The following is a 14,983-nucleotide window of genomic DNA, read 5'->3' on the forward strand; positions in this document are numbered from 1 at the left end:
ACTGTCGGAGAATTCAGGGAAGGACAGAGGTCAGGGCGCGGCGGAGGCGCCGGAGGCGGGAACCCGCCACAAACCGCGCAGCGTGGCGACGACCAGCGACCCGTCGCCGGCAGCCAGAAGGCCGGTCGGCATCGGCAGCGGCGGCAGGGGCAGAGGCGAAACGGAGAGAGACACGCCACCCCCCTCCTGCGTCGCCAGGATCTGCCCGGCCTGATTGGCCAGCAGCAGACGGTCGGGAGCGCCGTTCACCGCCGGCGCTCGTCCGGACGCCGTCACCGAGACCGGGCCGGGCAGCTCGATCGGCTGCCAGCTTTCACCCCGGTCGGCGGAGCGGAAGGCGTTGCCGCGCAGACCGGCCAGCGCCACCCCGCCGGAGGCGTCCGCGGCCAACGTGAACCAACTGCCGCGATAGGGGGTGGACAGGCGGCGGAAGCTGCGCCCGCCATCGTCGGAGCGCATCAGGAGCCCCTGCTCTCCCGCGATGTAGAGCGCGTCGCCCCCGGCGCGGATGGCGTAGAGATGCAGCCCGTCCGGGTTGGGCAGATCGAGGGTGAGGGACGACCAGCTCTTGCCGCCGTCGTCGGTGCGCAACGCCAGACCGAAGGCCCCGACGATGAAGCCGGCATCCTTGGTCGGGAAAAAAAGGTCGAGGAAGGGCTTGTCCGGCCCCTCCTCGACGATCCGTCCGAGACGGGGGGAGGAACCGTCCTTCGGAACGCTGTCGGCGACGATGCGGGCGGCGGCAAGCCCGTCGAGCTGCCGGACCCAGCTTTCCCCGCCGTCGCGGCTGTGCAGCACGACGCCGTAATGGCCGACCGCCCAGCCCAGCGTGGGGGTGGGAAAACTCACGGCGGTCAAGGTCACGCTGACCGGAACCTTCGCCTGACGCCAGGATGCGCCCTTGTCGTCGGACAGGACGATCAGGCCCCGCTCGCCCACCGCGACCAGCCGCCCGCCCGCCGCCGTAACCGCCTGGAAGGCGGCGCGGTCCGGCTGGCGGACCAGGGTGGCGGGCCGGTCGAGCGGTTCGGGCACCGGCGCGGCCAGCGCCGGGCCGCCGAGGGCAAGCAGCCCCGCCAGGGCGACCGACACCGCTCCACTGCAACGTCGCATCATCTCACCTTGTAAAAATCGGGAGGATGGAAAGCCGGGGATCATCGGCCCGCGATCACCGGTTCACGGCCGCCGGGAGGCGCGCCGGAACGATGGCGTGGTCGATGGCGCCGAACAGCGACTGTCCCGCGGCATCGACCACCTCGAACCGCAGCCGGTCGCCGAACCGCAGGGTCGGGCTGGTCGCCTCCCCCTTGGCGATGACCTCCAGCGCCCGGCGCTCGGCCAGACAGGCGGAGCCGACCGTCGCCGCGTCAAGGTTCGACACGGTGCCGGACCCCAGGATCGTCCCTGCGCGCAGGTCGCGGTTGTACGCCAGATGGGCGAGAAGCTCGCCGAAGCTCCAATCCATCTCGCGCCCGTTGGGATGGCCGAACCAGGCGCCGTTGCGGTGGATGCGCAGGTCCAGCGCGATGCGGCCATCGGTCCAGGCTTCACCCAACTCGTCCGGCGTCACCGCCACCGGGGCGAACACCGTGGCCGGCTTGGCCTTGATGAAGCCGAAACCAAGCTGCATTTCGGCGAACAGGTGGCGGCGCATGCTCATGTCGTTGAACAAAGTGACGAGCCGGATCGCGCCTTCCGCCTGCGCCGGGCTGCTGCCCATCGGCAGATCGCCGGTGATGACCGCGAACTCCCCCTCGAAGTCGCCCTGCTCGTCCTCGTCCAGCATCGGGTAGTCATCGCGGGGGCCGCGGAAATCGTCGCCCTGGCGCTGGATCAGGATCGGCACCCCCTCCTGCTTGCGAACCGTCAGGTTGTAGGCCCGCTCCATGATATTGCCATGGTTGAGAAAGGCGGAGGCGTCCACGAACTGGCAGGTCCGCGGCAGCGGCGCCATGGCGGTCTTCGGCTCGAACGGAAAAGCGCCGGCGGCGCTGCCCTCCTCCAGCCGTTGCGCCAGGGCGCGCAGATCCGCTTCGCAGCGCTCCCAATGGTCCAGCGCGGCGCGCATGGTCGGGGCGATGGCCGCCGCGTCCACCGCGCGCGTCAGGTCGCGCGACACGACGACCAGACGGCCATCGGGAGCGCCGTTCTTCAGCGTGGCGAGCTTCATGGCGTCAATCCTCTTCGAAAATCGCGACGGCGCGGGTCCAGCCGGCGGACGCGCCGCGAATCTTGTGGGGGAAGCAACTGACCAGGAAACCGTGGCCGGGCAGCGCCTCCAGATTGTGCAGCTTCTCCAGATGGCAGTAGCCGATGTCGCGCCCGGCCTTGTGCCCTTCCCAGATCAGCGAAGTGTCGCCGGTCTCGGCGATCTTCTGCGCGGTATAGGAAAAGGGCGCGTCCCAGCTCCAGGCGTCGGTTCCGGTCAGGCGGACGCCGCGTTCCAGCAGGAACATCGTCGCCTCGTATCCCATGCCGCAGCCGGCCCCCAGATAATCGGTGTTCCCGTAACAGGATCCGGCGCGGGTGTTGACCAGCACGATGTCGAGCGGTTGCAGCGTATGGCCGATCCGGTCCAGCTCCCGTTCGACATCGGCGGCGGTGGCGACATAGCCATCGGGAAAATGCCGGAAATCCAGCTTCACGCCGGGCTGGAGGCACCAGTCCAGCGGAACCTCGTCGATGGTGATCGACTTCCTCCGCTCGCCCAGCTTGGCGTCCATCGTCGAATGGAAATGCCAGGGGGCGTCAAGATGCGTGCCGTTATGGGTGGTCAGCGTCACCCACTCCGCCGCCGCCGCCTCGCCATCGGGAAAATTCTCGGCCCTGACGCCGGGCAACATCTGAAGGAACTCCGGCACCGTATCGGCATGTTTTTGGTAAGTGATCTTTGGGGCCAGCGGCGGCGGGTCCGACAGCACGTCGTTTTCCAAGTAGATCGACAGGTCGACCAACCGGCGCTTCGCGGTGAGCAGCATGGCGGAACCCTCCTAAAGCGCGCGATTGGACCAGTGCGCGGGCGGCAGGCCGGGAACCGGGGAGCGGAAGACCGGCAGGCGATCGCCGCCGAGACTTCCCAGATAGACGGTGCGCAGGTCCGGCCCGCCGAAGGTCACGCTGGCCATCAGCGGGGCGATCGTCCCGGCGCAGGCACCCAGCAGGGCGGGCGTGACGGCTCCCTGCTCATAGGCGGCCTCGTACGCCGCCAGCGCGGCGGGTTGGCCGTCGTCCAGCAGGGTCAGCACGTCGCCCTCAGGGGTCAAGGCGATCAGACGCTCGGTCAGGATGAGGGTGATCCAGAGGTTGCCGGCGGCATCCAGCGCAAATCCGTCCGGGAACCCGCCGAGATCGCTCGGCCCATAAATCTCCCGGTCGGTCAGGGAGCCGTCGGCGCCGACCCGCAGGCGGGAAATCCGCCGCGCGTTGGTCTCTGCGACGTAGAGCCATTGCTCCTCGGCGTCGAAATGGATTTCGTTGGTGCCGCAGAACCCATCGGCGACGATGCGGGCGCCCCGCTCGTCGATCAGTCCGATATAGCCGTCCGCCGTCCGTTCGTTGATCGAGCGGGTCCAGGGAACCTGCCGGGTCGTCACCGTGAACCAGATCCGGCCCCGGCTGTCGGTCAGCACGAAATTCGTCTTGCCCAGCGGCTGGCCGTCGATCCCGTCGCACAGGGTGGACAACACGCCGTCGCGGGTCATCCGTTCGATGACGTCGGTGCCGAAATTGGCGATCAGCAGATCGCCGTTGCGGTCGAAGGCCAGTCCGTTCGGCAGGGAGCCGCCCAGGATCAGCGTTTCCGCGCCGCCTCCCTCGGCCTTCGCCGGACGGCCCTCGATCAGGCGTTGCGCGCCGTCGGGGCGCAAATGGACGACGCCGCGCGCGTCCGCCGTCCACAGCGAGCCGTCCGGTTCGGCCAGGATGCATTCCGGCCGGCGCAGGCCAGTCCCGACATAAGTAAGGGCGTTAGGGTCCACCCGCCAACCCGTCAAGGGGTTGGCGGTGGACGCGCGAAGCGTCGTCATGGCTGGGATCCGTTGGGTCGGGTTCGGTTCAGATCGCCTAAATTCAGATCGGCAGCGTTCAGATCGGCTGCGCCAGCGCCGCCATCGACGCGCGCATGATGTCGGTGTGCTCGCGCTTGTCGCCGCCGGAGATTTCGATCTCGCCCAGCCGGCGGGAGTTCTCGACCACCATGCGGCAACGCTCCCAGCGCCGATCCTGGAACGCCTCAAGCCCCGCCGCGATCCGGTCGGCGCGTTCCAACTCCTCGGCCAGCACCAGCGCGTCCTCGATGCCGATGCAGGCTCCGGACGCCAGATGCGGGGTGGTCGCGTGCACCGCGTCGCCGACCAGTACGACCCGGCCGCGATGCCAGGGCTGTGGCATCAGCAGCCCCTCCAGCGGACGGTAGACGATGTGGGAATCCGCCGTCAATTGTCCGCGAATCCATTGAACCAGCGGGGCCGGGAACGGGGCCAGCAGTCCGTCGAGCAGCGGCAGGAAGCGATCCGGCGCGATGAAGGTGTTTTCGGCCCGGTTCTCGGTGACGAACAGATACATCTCGTCGCGCGACACCGGGTTGACGCCGACCTTGATCTGCGGGCCGACCCACATGACGCAGCGCTCGACCTCCGCCGGCAGGGGCAGCACGGCCCGCCAAACCCCCTGCCCGCTGTAGGCCGGGGTGGGAGCGTCCGGGAACACCGCCCCGCGCACCTTGGAATAGAGCCCATCCGCCCCGATCACCAGATCGTAGCGCCCCGTGCTTCCGTCGGTGAAGCCGACCGTCACCCCGTCCGCGTCCTGGTCGATCGTCGTGAAGCTGCACCCCAGCCGCACATTGGTCCCCGAGGCGCGGGTGGCGTCAGCCAGGATCCGGGCCAGGACCGGCCGCAGGATGGCGCCGCCGCCCGGCACGTCGGGACCGGCGACCCGCGGGGTGGGCAGGGTCGCCAGAGGGGTTCCATCCGGAGCGCAGGCGTCCACCCCGTCGCTGGCGGCCCCCTCCTCCAGGAAACGCTCCAGGATGCCGAGCTGACGGAAGGCGCGCAGGGTCGCCCCGCCGATGCTGATGCCTGCGCCATACGAGCGCCACCCCTCATCGATCTCCACCAGATCGACGGACACCCCCCGCTTGCGCAGCTCGATCGCCGCCGACATGCCGGAGAATCCGCCGCCGATGACAAGCACGTTCTGAACGACCGACGTCATGATGCTGTCCTTGACTCCAGGGCGTCGCGCGGCACCAGAACGAGCCCGTCCGCGCGACGGATGAGAGGAATTGTTTGCAGCGACTGACCCGGACAGGGTCCATCAAGACAGTCGCCCGTGTCGATATCGAACCGCGCCCCGTGGGCGTAACAGACGATGTGCGCTCCATCGGGGCTGAGATAGCCGTCCTTGCGCCAGGCCATCGGCGTGCCCGGCCAGTGCGGACAACTGTTGCGATAGGCCCGCAGCGCCCCGCCCCGCCGCACGATGAACAGAACGTCGCGCCCCTCGCGCAACGGATCGAAGCCGCGCGCCCCGTCGGAGGGCAAATCCTCGAACCGGCACAACGCCAACTGATGCAGCGGCGGGGGCGCGTCGTCCATCGCCCGCCTCACGCCGTCTTGGCCGGAGGCGGACCGCTGGGGAACCAAAGCTCGCGGGCCTGGAACAGGAAGATTTGCGAGGTGTCGGCCCCGGCCTCCGCCTCCCGCGCCACCCAGCTTTCGTCATGATGGTCCATGTCCGCGTCGTATTCGACATGGCAGCCGAACGGGCTGTTGAAGTACCAGAACCAGTTGGATCCGAAGATATGGCGGCCCGGCCCCCAGAAGGATTGATAGCCCCGCTCGACCATCCGCCGACCCGCCGCCAGAACCTCGGTGGGTCCGCCCATGTGGAAGGTGAAATGCTCGCACCCCTGCATGAAGGGCGGGGTCTGGATCATGAACAGCGTATGGTGGTCCCGGCACCCGGCCGGGCGCATGAAGGGGCCGACCTTGGTGAAGCGGTCGGTGGTGACGAAGCCCAGACGGTCGGCATAGAACGCCTCCGCCTTCGCCACGTCGGGAACGAAATAGACGACGTGCGACAGGGAGCGCGGCTTCGCCGGTTCCGCCCCGGCATCGACGCCCAGGGCGTTGGTCGGCCGCTGCGCCGGAACGCCCGGCGCGTTGGCGGCCTCCAAGGGCAGGGACAGCGGCCGCGGCGTGGCGACGCGGAAGCCGAGCGCGAAGCCCAGATCGTCCACCGTCTCCAGCGATCCATCGGCCAGCCAGCGGACCTCGCGGTCCCGTCCCAGTTCCGCCGCGATGGCGTCCAGCGTGGCGGCGTCGGCGACGCCGTAGACGGTCTTGCGCAGAGTGCTGGCGGTCGGCAGCGGCGGCGGCAGTGACGGGTCGTCCCGGCGGGCCAGGACGACCGCGGTGCCGTCCAGCCCCTCGAAGCGACCGCCATCCGGGCCGGAACCAACCGGCGTCAGGCCGTAATCGATCAGATAGCGCGCGCAGTCGGCGACGTCGTCGACGCCGAAGACAAGCGCGTCAAGTCCAATGATTTTCATCGATTATCCTCTGCCGTCAAAGAGCCGTACGGCCACCGAGCGTTTCGGCGACCCAATCGGCGATGTAATGGCCAGCGTTGATGCTGTTATCGAAACTGGAATGCTGGACGCCGCCTTCGCGGTCTGTGAAGATCTTCAATTCGCGCTTCGGGCTGTTGACCAGTTGCTCATAGGTGCGATGAGCCCATTTCAGGGGGATTTGCGAGTCCTTCTCGCCATGAGTCACCAGGAAGGGAACCCTGATGCGGTCAAGCACGCCGTCGAGATGGACGTTCTCGGCGATCCTCATGAAGTCGTCCATGTCCTTGGCGCCCCACACCCAGCGGACATGTTCCCAATAATGGGGGACCGGGAAATTGCCCTCGCGCTCCAGCCGGCGCTTCTGGACGTCGCGCCAGTCATGGTTGGCGCCCCACACCACGCCGCAGGCGAAGCGCGGCTCGAAGGCGACGGCGCGCGGACAGTAGTAGCCGCCCAGCGACACCCCTTCCATGCCGATCCGCTTGGGATCGACCTCGGGGCGGGTTTCCAGCCAATCGACCACGCGGCTGGCCCAATGCTCGCTGTCGTAACGCGCGGTCAGTCCCTGGAGGCGCAGCGCCTCGCCGGTGCCGGGCTGATCGACGATCAGGGAGGAGACGCCGCGCTTGGCCAGGGAGTCGGGCAGCCCGACCCGGTATTTCATCTCCTTGGTCGAATCCAGCCCGTTCACCTGCACCAGCAGCGGAGCCGGACCCGACACGCCGGAAGCCCGCACGTAGAGCGCCGACAGGTGGCTGTCGCCATAGGGGATCTCGACGCGCTCGCAATTCTCCCCCGACAGGGCCACCCCTTTATGGAACATCTCAAGGTGGCGGCGGTACAGCGCCAGCCGTCCCGGCGTGCCATGCGCCTGCAACCGTTCGCAGGTGATCAGGTAGGTGGCCGCCCGGCTGTACTTTTCCGCCGCCGACATCAGCCGGCCCCGCGCCTCGTCCTCTTCTCCCAGCAGGCACAGCTTGTCCGCCATTTTCTCCCAGACGTCGCGGAACGCCTGGGTTCCGGTCGCGTCGGGCTGCTTCGCCGCCTCCTGCAACGGGCCGCACATCTCGGCGATCTCGCCGATCCGCGCGCCCATTTCCAGGGCGAGGTTGACCGAGAGATCCCAGCCGTAGTTGGTGGGGAAGTATCGAAACATGGTTTCCTCGAAAGATCGCTTCGGATGGAGCGGGCCGGCGGATGGGCCGGGGGCCGGACCGGATCAGCGCACGCCCTCGGCCGCCATGGCGTCCGGCGTGAACACCCGATCCGGGAAGATCGGCTTGACCGCGTAATGGACCGGCTGGGCATTGTAGAGGTTGGCGATGAACGCGGTTCCCGCCAGCAGGTCGTTCATGCCGAACGCGCCCGTGATGGTGCCCGGCAGATCGGGAGCCACGAAGGTCTGGGTCCACAAGGTCCGCCACAATTGGCCGTTGGCGTCCCAGCGGTCGGCCAGCACGCAGGCCCAGGTGTCCTCGTCGCAATAATAGCGGCCGCGAGCGGCCTGATGCCGGGCGCCGGCGCGCAAGCTTGCCTCGACCACCCAAACGCGGTGCAGTTCCCACCGCACATGGTCGGGGTTGAGGTGATGCTCGGACAACACCGCCTCGTCCTTTTGCGGCTGGAGCAGGCGGTTGCCGTTATAGGGAATGTAGAGTTCCTGCTTGCCCACCAGCTTCCAGTCGAAACGGTCGAGGCGTCCGGTGAAGGTTTCGATCTCGTCGAAGGTCATCACGCCCGCCGTCGACGGAGCCGGGGTGTCACAGCAAGGGTTGGGCAGCTTGCGCACGCGGCGCTGGCCGGTGAGATAGACCCAGCTTTGCGACTTGGAACCGTCGATCTGCTCGCGCCCGACGATCGCCTCGCCGGCGCGGATCGGCGGCCCGTTGTTGACCAGCCGGACCATCCAATATTCGCCGCGCTTGGCGAACTCTTCAGGGGACCCATCCGGCAGGTAATACGGCATCTGCTGGTCGGCGGCGCCCACCGTGGTCAGCACCGCGTTCCCGGAGGTGGTCAACTGATACTGGGAGACCTGCCACTGGACCGCCGTACCCCGCCAGCGCAGAATATGGTTCCAGATGACTTCCGCCCCCGAGGACGGGATCGGGAACGGCACGCCGCCATAGGCCCCTTCGACCAGATCGCCGTTCAGACGGGCGCGGGTGGCGTTCTTGGCGATGTTGTCATAGACCCATTGCGGAGCCGCGGCAGTGCGGTGCGTCTTGTAGACGTCGATCCGGAAACTGTCGGGGTATTTGGCCAGCATGGCCTTGGCCCCGTCGCTCAGCTTGTCGGCGTACTGGCCGACATTCTTCTGGGTGATCGAAAACAGCGGCTTTTCGTCCTTGAACGGATCGCCGCGCCGCCCGCCCGCCACGTCGCCGGGAATGGGCGTCGTGTAGCCGCCCGTCCAGGCGGGAATGGAACCGTCCTTGTTGCCGGCCTTCTCCGCGCCGAACGGGGTCAGGCTGGTCTTCAGCTTGGCCACCTGATCCGCCGACACCTCCGCCAGCGCCGGTCCGGCCAGGAAGGCCGCCACGGCGACCGCGGCACACAGCATGAAACGCTTCTTCATCTGGGTGTTCCTCAAAAAGTCCGGCTGAGCGTCATGGCGACGAAATCGCGGTCCTTCAGCGATTGCTTGAAGGAGACGTGATTGTTGGCGTCGACGAAGGTCCCTTCCGGACCGAAATAGTGGGTGTAGCTCAGGCCCATCTGCCAGGTGTTCTCGTACACGCCCTTCAGACCGATGCTGAGATCGCCGACCTTGTTGCCGTTGACCGCAGCCCCCAGCGCCGCGGAATTGCCCATGCCGTAGCCGAAGCCGACCGGAACCGACAGGTCGAGTCCCGACAGCACCTGACGGTAGGACGGTTCGTAGACCATGCGCAGGTTGCAGGCGTCGCGGTTGGCGTTGGGATTGAGCGCGGTCGGGTTCTTCGTCACCTTCAGCACCCGGTTGCAGGCGAGTTCGCCGAGGAACGACGCCTCTTCCGCAACGAAGCTCGGCGGCAGGCTGGCCAGCCACGAGATCTGCGCGTGCGCCGTGCGCCCCACCGCGTAGAGCGGATTGCCGTTGTTGTCCGCGGCGGCGGTCGGGCCGCCGAACCGGCTCGGCACGATGCCGAACAGATCCAGTTTCGCGTCGCTCGCCAACGGCATGTTGGTGCGCATCGACGCTTCGCCCGCAATGTTGAAGATGCCGATGGTGTGGCTGAAGCTGGCGCCGAAGGTGCGGATGTTTTCCGGATAGACCCACAGGAATTGCGCCGGCACGTTGGGGCCGGGGATCAGCCCGCGCAGATAGGGTTGCGGCGACTTGTCATGATACTGCATGGCGTAGAGGCCGAAATCGGTCTCGCCGAGCTGGAAGCGCGCCTGCACGCCGCCCTGACCGGAATTCTTGGCCCGGATGTCGGGGGCGCGGCCGGCCCAGAAGGGGCCGAAATTCATCCGCTCCGCCCCGGTGGCGAAATTGTCGGAGGTCGAGAAATAGCTGCCGGAACCGGGAAAGCGGTTTTCCTCCCACCGGAACTGATAATAGGCGCCGATCGACAGATCCGGAGAAATCTGCCACTGGCCGGACATCTGTTCCACCGGGCGGATCAGTTCCTTGAACTGGGTGTTGGGAACCGATTGCGCCTTCACGATGTCGATGGGAGCCATGGCGGCGGCGACGCCGTTGGCACCGAAGAACAGGCTTTCACCCCATTGCAGCGCGTAGCGCCCGACGCGGAACGACGCCGTGGTGTCGTCGATGTTGACCTTGCCGAAGGCGAAGGCATCCAGCAGTTCGACGTTGCGGCCATGCAGACGGCGCGTGTCGCCGGTAAAGCGGTTGGGCGCCACCGAGCGCTGGTTGGCGGTCAGCGGGGAATCATTGTCGTTGGACTGGTTGTAGACGGTGTCGTACCACCCGGCCCCGCTGAGCCGGACGCCGAAGCCGCGATAGACGACGTCCATTTCCGACAGCAGATCGACCCGGTTCGAAATCAGCCCGCGGTCGAAATTCCGGTCGCCGTCGTCGAAATTCGCCGAGCCCTTCAGCGTCGGGGACGCATCCTTGACCCGAAAGGCCGAACTGTACTTGGCCGTGGTGTCCCAGCGGACCTTGACTTCGGGATTGCCGCTGTCGATTTCAAAAGCCTGCGCCGCAGGCACAGCCAGAACGGTCCCGGCACCCAGCGCAACGGCACAGGCGATGGACCGGCGCGCCCGTCGCGCACGCCGCATTGCATCAGTCTTCACGAGCCCCCCTACATTTTTGAAAATCTTGGCGCAAGGGCGCGATGAACCGGGCCTGCTATGACCGCACGGTCCTCGTCACACCATATTTTGAGGATCCACTCCGGACTCGGGAATTCCGTCCAGGGGTTTCCGTCGCGCTTTTATTTTCTATACGGCGCCAACATTCGATCTTTCTTCCACATTTGTCTCATCCCTTCAGTTCTTTATTATGATTACGCCGCGACATCCCAACGATCCCGTCGGAAACATCACCAAGTTCAAGCTGTTGTTTGGAAGACCTTAAGGGCAAATGATTGTTTGATCGAATGATTATTTTCCATTTGACATATTTACGGGATCAATACCTCATAGGGTTGATCATCTCCAACGGGAATGGGCAAGGCCGACGCTTCCTTCGCCCCCCGGCAGCGTCGGCGCAACATCGGCAGGGCCTTCATGCGGTTCAAACGGCTGGATCTGAATCTTCTCGTCGCGCTGGACGCGCTGCTCCGGGAACGGAACGTCAGCCGGGCCGCCGATGGCCTGAACCTGTCGCAATCGGCGATGAGCAATGCGCTGGCCCGCCTGCGCGACTATTTCAACGACGACCTGCTGGTCCAGGTCGGCAGGAAGATGGAGTTGACGCCGCAGGCCGAATCCCTGGCGGAATCCGTCCGGGACATTCTATTGCGGATCGACACCGCCATCGCCGTGCAGCCGGAGTTCATCGCCGCGGACTCGAAACGGACCTTCAACCTTCTGGTCTCGGAATACACCACGTCGGTTCTGATGCCGACCCTGCTGTCGCTGGTCCACCGGGAGGCGAAGAACATCTCCTTCCGCTTCCTCCCCCAAAACACCTCGCCGGAAGCGATGCTGACCAGCGGAGACGCCGATCTGCTGATCATGCCGGAAAACTTCATTCCTCCCGGCCACCCCTCCGAACAACTGTACGAAGATGATTTTTCCTGCGTCGTCTGGCGCGACAGCGCGGCCTTCGGCGAGACGCTGACCGTCGAGGAGTATCTGGCCGCGTCCCACATCGTCGCGGAATTCGCCGCGGCCCGCGCGTCCTACGAAAGCTGGTTCATCAAACGCTATGGCGCGGAACGCCGGATTGCAGTCGTTACCCCCAGCTTTCTGACCTTGTGCCCGCTGGTGGTCGGCACCGACTGCATTGCGACGGTGCATTCCCGCATCGCCCGTCAGGCCCTGGAGTCCCTACCGATCCGACTATTGCCCCTGCCCGTCGAAATCCCGAAGCTCATCCAAATGGTGCAGTGGCACAAGTACCGTTCTCAGGATCCCGGCCTGAAATGGTTGCGCGGCCATTTGCGGACTGCCGGCCAGAGAATCCAGACCCGTTGATCGCGGTCGGCCCGAATGCCGACTGATCCCCCATCCATCTCCCAAGCCCGACGGGCAAATCAGGGGGTTCGGCGGCGAACTCGGCACGAACCGGGAGTGGTATCAGGCCGGTCCGCTGTTGGTCGACGGAATGCGGAACCCAATTCACCGTAAGCCGCCGTGAGGCGGTGGCCCGCCAGGGCCAGGGTTGATGGCGGGTCGGCGACGGGTAACCTCTGCCATGGCAACGACGGCGGGTTTCTTCCCGGTCATGGAGAGCCGTCATGTACCAGATCCATCCCAACGCCCGCACCACTCCGGCCGTGCGCGCCGCCATCGCCTTGTCCGCCGAGCCCTCGGGCGTGCTGGCCAAACGCTATGGCGTGAGCACCGAAACCATCCGGAAATGGCGGCGGCGGGGCGTTGAGGATTGCCAGGACCATTCCGCCCGCCCGAAGCATCTGCGGCGGCGGCCTTCCGAGGAGGAGCGCGCCATCGTCTGCGAGCTGCGCCGGATGACCAGCTTTGCTTTGGACGATCTCACCTTCACCCTGCGCCACTTCCTGCCGCATCTGAACCGCGACGCCGTCTACCGCATTCTCAAGGCCGAAGGGCTGGGCCGCCTGCCGCTGAACCGCGCCGGTTTTCCCGGAGGCCGGTTTGGTTGAGTCACGCCGCCATAGGGACGTCCTCGTTTTGGGCATAATAGCGTGCTTCGGCCTCGGCGGGAGGAATGTTGCCGATGGGTTCGAGGAGGCGTCGGTGGTTGAACCAGTCCACCCATTCCAGGGTAGCGAACTCGACAGCCTCCAGGGTGCGCCACGGCCCGCGGCGGCGGATCACCTCGGTCTTGTAAAGGCCGTTGATGGTCTCGGCCAAAGCGTTGTCATAGGAATCGCCGATGCTGCCGACGGAGGGCTCGACGCCGGCTTCGGTGAGGCGTTCGGTGTACCGAATGGCGAGATATTGCGATCCACGATCGGAATGATGGACGAGGCCGCTGCCCTTGGTCGGCCGGCGGTCATGCAGAGCCTGCTCCAAAGCATCCAGGACGAAGTCGGCGTGGGCGGTGCGCGACACCCGCCAGCCCACGATGCGGCGGGCGAAGGTGTCGATGACGAAGGCGACGTAGACGAAGCCCTGCCATGTGGCAACGTAGGTGAAATCGGCCACCCACAAGGCATTCGGACGAGAAGCCTGGAACTGGCGGTTCACCCGGTCGAGCGGGCAAGATGCCGCCTTGTCGCTGATCGTGGTGCGCACCGCCTTGCCGCGCATCGCCCCCTTCAAGCCCATGGACGCATCAGGCGAGCCACCGTGCAGCGCGCCACGTCGAAGCCCTCCCGCCGCAACTGCCGCCACACTTTCCTCACCCCGTAGACCTGGAAGTTTTCATTCCAGACCCGTCGGATAGCCAAACTCAGCTCGGCGTCGCTTCGCGAGCGGGCCGGCGCCTTGGCCGGATCGGCCCGCCGGGCGGCATGGGCGCGGTAGGTCGACGGGGCGATCGGCAGCACTTTGCAGATCGGCTTATATGAGGAGAATCAACGGAAATGTTCGTCAGCTTTTCATTTTATGCTCCTGTAGCGCTATTGTAAGCGTCGTCTGAGTGCTGCCTTGCGGGAGGAGTGTGCCGCGTGCTGAAAGCTGGACGTCGGCGGCACCGGTGGGTGTGGCTGGCTTGGCATCGTGGCAAGCAGCGTGGTTTGCACTGTGGCAGTCCAACGTATCGAGGTCATCACCGGCGCCGGCGGGCGGCGCACCTACTCGGCCGAGGAGAAGATCCGCTTGGTCGGCGAGGCCCACGGCGGGCGCGGCGCCGTCGTCGCGGTGGCCCGCCGCCACGGCGTGTGCACCAGCCTGATCTACCGCTGGCGCCGACAGTTCAAGAGCGGAGAACTGTCTGCCGCGGCGCCCTCCTTCGTGCCGGTTCATGTGTTGGAGGGGCCGCCGTCCGCCGGCCTGCTCTCTCCCACCAAGACGCCGTCGGCGCCGGAGCCGGCACCCTCAGCCGAGCGCCGTGCCGCCCTGGTCGAGGTGGTTCTCGCCAACGGCCGCGTGCTGCGCGTCGCCGAGGATATCGCCCCGGCCACGCTGCGCCGACTGGTCGGCGCGTTGGATTCGCCATGATCTCGGTTCCCGCCGGGGTGCGGGTCTATCTGGCGATGGGCGCCACCGACATGCGCAAGGGCATGGACGGGTTGGCCATGCTCGCCCAGCAGGTCCTTCAGCAGGACCCGTTCGCCGGCCATTTGTTTGTTTTCCGGGGTCGGCAAGGTCATCTGGTGAAGGTTCTTTACTGGGATGGCCAGGGCTTCTGCCTGTTCACCAAGCGCCTGGAGAAGGGGCGCTTCGTGTGGCCGATCAGCCGCGAGGGCGTGGCGGTGCTCACTCCGGCCCAGTTGGCGATGCTCATCGAGGGCATGGATTGGCGCGCCCCGCAGCGCACATGGCGCCCGGAGATGGCGGGGTGAGTCCCGGCCGCCACGCCCGCCGATGATCGGCGCCGGGGTGGTGATCGCTCCTCCTCCGGGAGCCGCCGATCGGGTAGACTCCGGCCATGCCCGCTACCGCCGAGCCGCTGCCCACCGACATTGAGACGCTGCGCGCGATCATCGCGGCGCAGGCCGCGGAGTTGGCGGCCGAGCGTCGGTGTCGTGAGGCCAGCGAGGCCGAATTGGCCGCCGCCAAGGCCGGCCTGGTGGCCAAAGCGCTGGAGGTGGAGAATGCATATTTCGGCGGAAAGCACCCAGCGGGAACGGCGGAAAGCGCCCGGGCAGAACGGTGAAAGCGCCCAGCCGTTTCGGTGAATTCGCCCACCCGTAGGAGTGG

The 14,983-nt window shown here is 66.5% G+C and carries 14 protein-coding genes and 2 pseudogenes; 5 read left to right on the forward strand and 11 right to left on the reverse strand.

Annotated features, from left to right (window positions below):
- Positions 1 to 30: 30 nt before the first annotated feature.
- From AZL_RS26475 to AZL_RS26520, 10 genes are all read right to left on the reverse strand, one after another.
- Complete coding sequence (locus AZL_RS26475) at positions 31 to 1,116, reverse strand: WD40/YVTN/BNR-like repeat-containing protein (RefSeq protein WP_042445707.1); 1,086 nt, start codon at positions 1,114 to 1,116, stop codon at positions 31 to 33.
- 52 nt (positions 1,117 to 1,168) lie between these two features.
- Positions 1,169 to 2,170, reverse strand: coding sequence for a fumarylacetoacetate hydrolase family protein (locus AZL_RS26480; RefSeq protein WP_012977493.1), 1,002 nt, complete (start codon positions 2,168 to 2,170; stop codon positions 1,169 to 1,171).
- 4 nt (positions 2,171 to 2,174) lie between these two features.
- A complete protein-coding gene (locus AZL_RS26485; protein ID WP_012977494.1) occupies positions 2,175 to 2,978 on the reverse strand; it encodes a cyclase family protein in 804 nt (267 codons plus the stop codon).
- A 12-nt stretch (positions 2,979 to 2,990) separates the two neighbouring features.
- Positions 2,991 to 4,025: an SMP-30/gluconolactonase/LRE family protein gene (locus AZL_RS26490; RefSeq protein ID WP_012977495.1), complete on the reverse strand. Its 1,035-nt coding sequence runs from the start codon at positions 4,023 to 4,025 to the stop codon at positions 2,991 to 2,993.
- Between the two features lie 58 nt (positions 4,026 to 4,083).
- Positions 4,084 to 5,214 carry an FAD-dependent oxidoreductase gene (locus tag AZL_RS26495; protein WP_012977496.1) on the reverse strand — a complete coding sequence of 377 codons (1,131 nt, stop codon included), beginning with the start codon at positions 5,212 to 5,214 and terminating at the stop codon, positions 4,084 to 4,086.
- A complete protein-coding gene (locus AZL_RS26500; protein ID WP_042445708.1) occupies positions 5,211 to 5,597 on the reverse strand; it encodes a Rieske (2Fe-2S) protein in 387 nt (128 codons plus the stop codon). The genes AZL_RS26495 and AZL_RS26500 overlap by 4 nt, the downstream gene beginning before the upstream one ends.
- A gap of 8 nt (positions 5,598 to 5,605) precedes the next feature.
- On the reverse strand, positions 5,606 to 6,553 hold the full coding sequence (locus AZL_RS26505; protein WP_012977498.1) for a VOC family protein: 948 nt from the start codon (positions 6,551 to 6,553) through the stop codon (positions 5,606 to 5,608).
- A gap of 16 nt (positions 6,554 to 6,569) precedes the next feature.
- Entirely contained in the window at positions 6,570 to 7,730 is a 1,161-nt protein-coding gene (locus AZL_RS26510; RefSeq protein WP_012977499.1) for an alpha/beta hydrolase family protein, read from the reverse strand.
- Between the two features lie 63 nt (positions 7,731 to 7,793).
- Positions 7,794 to 9,152: a DUF1329 domain-containing protein gene (locus AZL_RS26515; protein WP_012977500.1), complete on the reverse strand. Its 1,359-nt coding sequence runs from the start codon at positions 9,150 to 9,152 to the stop codon at positions 7,794 to 7,796.
- 11 nt (positions 9,153 to 9,163) lie between these two features.
- Positions 9,164 to 10,810: a DUF1302 domain-containing protein gene (locus AZL_RS26520; protein ID WP_086935477.1), complete on the reverse strand. Its 1,647-nt coding sequence runs from the start codon at positions 10,808 to 10,810 to the stop codon at positions 9,164 to 9,166.
- A gap of 450 nt (positions 10,811 to 11,260) precedes the next feature.
- Here AZL_RS26520 and AZL_RS26525 point away from each other — a divergent pair, with 450 nt between their 5' ends.
- Together AZL_RS26525 and AZL_RS26530 are read left to right on the forward strand one after the other, a co-directional pair.
- Positions 11,261 to 12,172, forward strand: a complete 912-nt coding sequence (locus AZL_RS26525) for a LysR family transcriptional regulator (protein ID WP_012977502.1) — start codon at positions 11,261 to 11,263, stop codon at positions 12,170 to 12,172.
- Between the two features lie 263 nt (positions 12,173 to 12,435).
- Positions 12,436 to 12,813 (forward strand): annotated as a pseudogene (locus AZL_RS26530) (IS481 family transposase); the annotation flags it as partial.
- A gap of 7 nt (positions 12,814 to 12,820) precedes the next feature.
- Here the strand turns inward: AZL_RS26530 and AZL_RS26535 are convergent.
- A pseudogene (locus AZL_RS26535) lies at positions 12,821 to 13,683 on the reverse strand (IS3-like element ISAzs24 family transposase); the annotation flags it as partial.
- A 181-nt stretch (positions 13,684 to 13,864) separates the two neighbouring features.
- On the opposite strand from AZL_RS26535, the gene AZL_RS26540 reads away from it, so the two are divergent.
- The 3 genes from AZL_RS26540 to AZL_RS35865 all read left to right on the forward strand — a co-directional run bounded on the left by AZL_RS26540 (position 13,865) and on the right by AZL_RS35865 (position 14,939).
- Positions 13,865 to 14,281 (forward strand): IS66-like element accessory protein TnpA, encoded by a 417-nt coding sequence (locus AZL_RS26540; RefSeq protein WP_042443257.1) that lies wholly within the window; start codon positions 13,865 to 13,867, stop codon positions 14,279 to 14,281.
- A complete protein-coding gene (gene tnpB, locus AZL_RS26545) occupies positions 14,278 to 14,625 on the forward strand; it encodes an IS66 family insertion sequence element accessory protein TnpB (protein WP_012976042.1) in 348 nt (115 codons plus the stop codon). Before AZL_RS26540 ends, tnpB begins: the two co-directional genes overlap by 4 nt.
- Before the next feature lie 86 nt (positions 14,626 to 14,711).
- Positions 14,712 to 14,939 carry a hypothetical protein gene (locus AZL_RS35865; RefSeq protein ID WP_042445710.1) on the forward strand — a complete coding sequence of 76 codons (228 nt, stop codon included), beginning with the start codon at positions 14,712 to 14,714 and terminating at the stop codon, positions 14,937 to 14,939.
- The last annotated feature ends 44 nt before the right edge of the window (positions 14,940 to 14,983 follow it).

It is taken from the genome of Azospirillum sp. B510, assembly GCF_000010725.1.
Taxonomy (GTDB): Bacteria; Pseudomonadota; Alphaproteobacteria; order Azospirillales; family Azospirillaceae; genus Azospirillum; species Azospirillum lipoferum_B.